Source organism: Dolichospermum sp. LEGE 00246 (assembly GCF_015207865.1).
In the GTDB taxonomy this organism is placed as follows: Bacteria; Cyanobacteriota; Cyanobacteriia; order Cyanobacteriales; family Nostocaceae; genus Dolichospermum; species Dolichospermum heterosporum.
In genome coordinates this window covers 1-4,332 of record NZ_JADEWA010000459.1, presented here as the reverse complement: position 1 = coordinate 4,332, position 4,332 = coordinate 1, and the positions used below count along the sequence as shown (strand labels likewise).

The following is a 4,332-nucleotide window of genomic DNA, read 5'->3' as shown; positions in this document are numbered from 1 at the left end:
GTGTGGCGCAAGCCATATCAGGATGTCCAGGATTTCAGGATAAAGAGGAAAATAATTATATTGGTGGTTGAAAAGCCTATATATATGGGCGCACACTTTTCCACTCATAACATAAATATAATACAAGCTTTGAGATTTGTCAAGTCTTGATGTGAATTAAATTGTCTGAATCAGGATGTCCGGGATTTGAGGATTTAGAGGATAAAGAGGAAAATAATTATGTTGGTAAGTAGTGAGACAGAATTAGTTACACAATGTCATTGCGTTAGCGCAGCGTGGCGTTAGCCATATGAAACGAAGTGAAATGAAGCAATTCCAAGGGTTGTGATTGCTTCCCTTCGCTCGCAATGACTGTAAATATTTTTGTCCAATTACTTAGTTGAAGAGAACAGGAAAATCAGTTATGTAATTAATTCCGTCTCATTACTTAAAATTTATAGCGGTTCTCAATCTCTGCGCCTCTGCGCCTCTGCGTGCAAAAAATCATCCCATGACACCAAATCCAGGGAGTTTATGTAGAGATGTTGCAAAGATATAATTTTCTGAAGAAAGTGCTTATTCGCCCTCTAAAATTGAGGATTATTCTATAAACTTACTCGCGTCAGAGGAGGTATTCATGAGCCGTCCAATTATTCTGGGTATTGTTGGTGATAGTGCTGCGGGGAAAACAACTCTGACTAGAGGGATTGCTCAGGTACTAGGTCCTGAAAATGTGACTATTATCTGTACGGACGATTACCACCGTTACGATCGCACACAACGGGCAGAAATCGGCATGACGGCGCTGCATCCTGATTGTAACTATCTGGATATCATGCAGCAGCATTTATCGCTATTACGGACAGGACAGGCGATTCTGAAGCCGGTTTACAGCCACTCTACAGGGACATTTGAACCACCGCAATATATCAAACCCAGTAAATTTGTGATTATTGAAGGGTTACTAGGTTATTCTACCCGTGTAGCCCGTGATGCTTATGATGTTAAAGTCTATCTTGCCCCTCCTGAACCACTTCGCGCTGATTGGAAGGTGAAACGGGATACTCAAAAGCGCGGTTATACTCCAGAACAGGTATTAGCGGAGTTAGACAAGCGCGAACCAGATTCAGAAAGGTATATCCGTCCTCAGCGACAATGGTCGGATATTGTAGTCAGTTTCTATCCTCCCAGTGATGAGGCTGATGACACTAATGGACGTTTAAATGTGCGCTTGGTGCTGCGTCCTTCGATTCCCCACCCTGATTTTACGGAAATTATTCACGCTGGTCGTAGTGATTCCCAATCAGCTATCCGCTTGGGACTGGATAGAGATATGGGAAAACCGGTGGATGTTTTAGAGGTTGACGGTCATGCAACTTTGGAACAGGTGAATAAAATCGAACGGATTATGTGTAATGATATGCCGTATTTAAATAATGTGTGCGATCGGGAAAGTAATCCAGAATTGGGTAGAATTGCAGGTACAACTGGAGAAACACTACAAAGTTATCCTCTCGCCCTGACTCAGTTAATTATTACCTACCATATGCTCAAAGCTACGCAAATTTACCAGTAATTCATAGGGAACAGAAAAAACTCATGTTTTTAAACATGAGATTGAAATAATGACACTGTTTTTTTCGTGCTACCCATCTTTGACAAACATCTTGTTTTTGACTGAAGCTCTAAACTGGTGCAAATGATTGTTTCTTAAGTAATTGGACAAAAATATTTACAGTCATTGCGAGGGAAGCAATCACAACCCTGGCTATTGCTTCATTTTACTTCGTTCCATATGGCTAACGCAATGACATTATGTAATTAATTCTGTCTCACTACTTATCTGTTCCCTGTTCCCTTCTTTTGCCAAAAAGGAATAAGTTTGACGATAACCCAATTATTTCTAATTCAAAATCCCCAATTGGTATGACTTATTGCCTAAGAATAGCGGACTTACCGGAAAATGAACGCCCTCGTGAAAGGTTAATGACTCACGGGGCAAAGATTTTAGCTACAGCGGAATTAATCGCCATTTTGCTAGGTACTGGTCAGGGACCTGGTAAACTCTCAGCAGTTGGTTTAGGGCAATATATATTACAAGAATTGGGTAAAGGTCAGTGTGACCCCTTAGCTGCTTTACGAAATATCTCCCCCGCTGAGTTGATGGAAATTCCCGGTGTGGGACCAGCAAAAGCGACAACTATTTTGGCAGCAATTGAATTGGGTAAACGGACTTTTTTATCTCGTCCCTCCGACGGAACAGTAATTGATAGTCCTATTGCTGCGGCTGCGGTGCTGAGTCAAGACTTGATGTGGCAAAATCAAGAAAGATTTGCCGTATTATTATTGGATGTGAAAAATAAGTTATTAGGCACAAAAGTGATTACAATTGGCACAGCAACGGAAACTTTAGCCTCCCCCCGTGATATTTTCCGAGAAGTTATTCGTCAAGGTGCTACAAGAGTAATAGTTGCCCATAATCACCCTTCTGGTAGTTTAGAACCCAGTGAAGCAGATATCGAATTGACTCGTCAATTATTAGCCGGGGCAGAACTGTTAGCTATTTCCATTTTAGATCATTTAATCTTAGGTAATGGCACTCATCAGAGTCTACGAGAAATTACAACTTTATGGGATGATTGTCCGCAAATTGATTGATATTTCTACCTTTTTTCTACGTCTCCTAGTGCTTTCTCTGTGGGTGCATTGGGGTTTTTAGCCCGGTTATTCATCCCCATCAGGTTCTAAATCTTCCTCTGTTAACTCCTGATGAGGAACAGCCGCAATAATTGCATCTATGACTTTACCTACTGGTAATATCTCTATACCAATTTCAGGAAATTTTGTGCCTTTAGGAACGATCGCTCTTTTAAATCCCAGTTTTGCTGCTTCCTTTAATCGTAGTTCCATTTGGGAAACCGATCGCACCTGTCCCCCTAATCCTACTTCTCCAATTAAGACTGTACCAGGATCAACGATGCGATCGCGGAAACTGGCAACTATGGCAACGGCAATTCCTAAATCTACTGCTGGTTCTTCTACATTTAATCCCCCTGCAGAAGCAACATAGGAATCTAATTTGGACATAGGAATACCCACACGCTTTTCTAATACGGCGAGTATTTGCACTAACCGATTGTAATCTATGCCTGTACCTGCTCGGCGAGGAGATGGATAACTTGTAGGGCTAACTAAAGCTTGTAATTCCACTACTATTGGTCTTGTTCCTTCACAAGCTACTACAATAGCTGTACCTGGAGCCGGATCATCACGATTGCCTAAAAATAATTCAGAAGGATTATCAACTTCCCTTAATCCTTGAGACACCATTTCAAATATACCAATTTCGTGTGTTGCTCCGAAACGGTTTTTTACAGTTCTTAATAATCTGTGGGAAGCAAAGCGATCGCCTTCAAAATACAATACAGTATCAACTAAGTGTTCTAATACTCTCGGTCCGGCAATCGTGCCTTCTTTGGTAACATGACCAACAATTAACATCGTAATATCTTCATGTTTTGCCACCTTCATCAAGGCTGCGGTACATTCCCTGACTTGAGCCACTGAACCCGGTGCTGATGTCAAAGCTGGTAAAAACACGGTTTGAATACTATCTATTACTGCCACATTGGGCTTTAAGGAGTCTATTTCTCGTAAAATTTCTTCTAAATCTGTCTCTGGTAATATATACAGATCCGCGCCTATACTGTCAGGATCTATAGGTTGTTGAGGATTTGTCACTGGTGCTTCCGGATCTTTGTTTTGATGATCTTCTTTGACGATAAGAGGAGGTTTGGACATTCCCAAGCGAGAAGCACGCAATTTTACTTGTTGTCCAGACTCTTCTCCTGTAACATAGAGAATACGATATTTTTGTGCTAATTGGTTAGATACTTGTAGTAGTAAAGTAGATTTACCAATACCAGGATCACCACCAATTAATACCATTGAACCGGGAACAACACCACCGCCTAAAACTCGATCTAATTCGCCATAACCGGACTCCCAACGAGCAATTTGGCGATCGCTAATTTGGTCAAAAGTCAGAGATGATCTAGCTTTAGCTGGTTTACCATGAGACTTACTATGACCTCCAGCTTGCCAATTTCCCACCCCACCCCGGCCAGGTATATCCCCCAGAAAAGAGCTAATATTCTGCTCAACTAAAGAATCGTAAGTGTCACAATTTGAACATTTTCCGAACCATTGGGAGAATTCCGCTGCACAATTACTACAGATATAAATGGTTTTTGGCTTTGCCATGCTTAAATTTTAGATAATAATCTTAATTTTTCATTAATTCTTGGAAAAAACCGAAATTTAATCGTAGTAATAGTTAGAGCCTGTCTCTTA

Annotated in this window: 3 protein-coding genes; 2 read left to right on the top strand and 1 reads right to left on the bottom strand. The window is 41.0% G+C overall.

Annotated features, from left to right (window positions below; all coding sequences use genetic code 11):
• Positions 1–616: 616 nt before the first annotated feature.
• Complete coding sequence (locus IQ228_RS22090) at positions 617–1,555, top strand: phosphoribulokinase (RefSeq protein WP_027400701.1); 939 nt, start codon at positions 617–619, stop codon at positions 1,553–1,555.
• A gap of 350 nt (positions 1,556–1,905) precedes the next feature.
• Positions 1,906–2,637 carry a DNA repair protein RadC gene (radC, locus tag IQ228_RS22085; protein WP_027400700.1) on the top strand — a complete coding sequence of 244 codons (732 nt, stop codon included), beginning with the start codon at positions 1,906–1,908 and terminating at the stop codon, positions 2,635–2,637.
• Between the two features lie 66 nt (positions 2,638–2,703).
• Here the strand turns inward: radC and radA are convergent, their stop codons facing one another.
• Positions 2,704–4,242 (bottom strand): DNA repair protein RadA, encoded by a 1,539-nt coding sequence (gene radA / locus IQ228_RS22080; RefSeq protein WP_027400699.1) that lies wholly within the window; start codon positions 4,240–4,242, stop codon positions 2,704–2,706.
• Between the last annotated feature and the right edge of the window lie 90 nt (positions 4,243–4,332).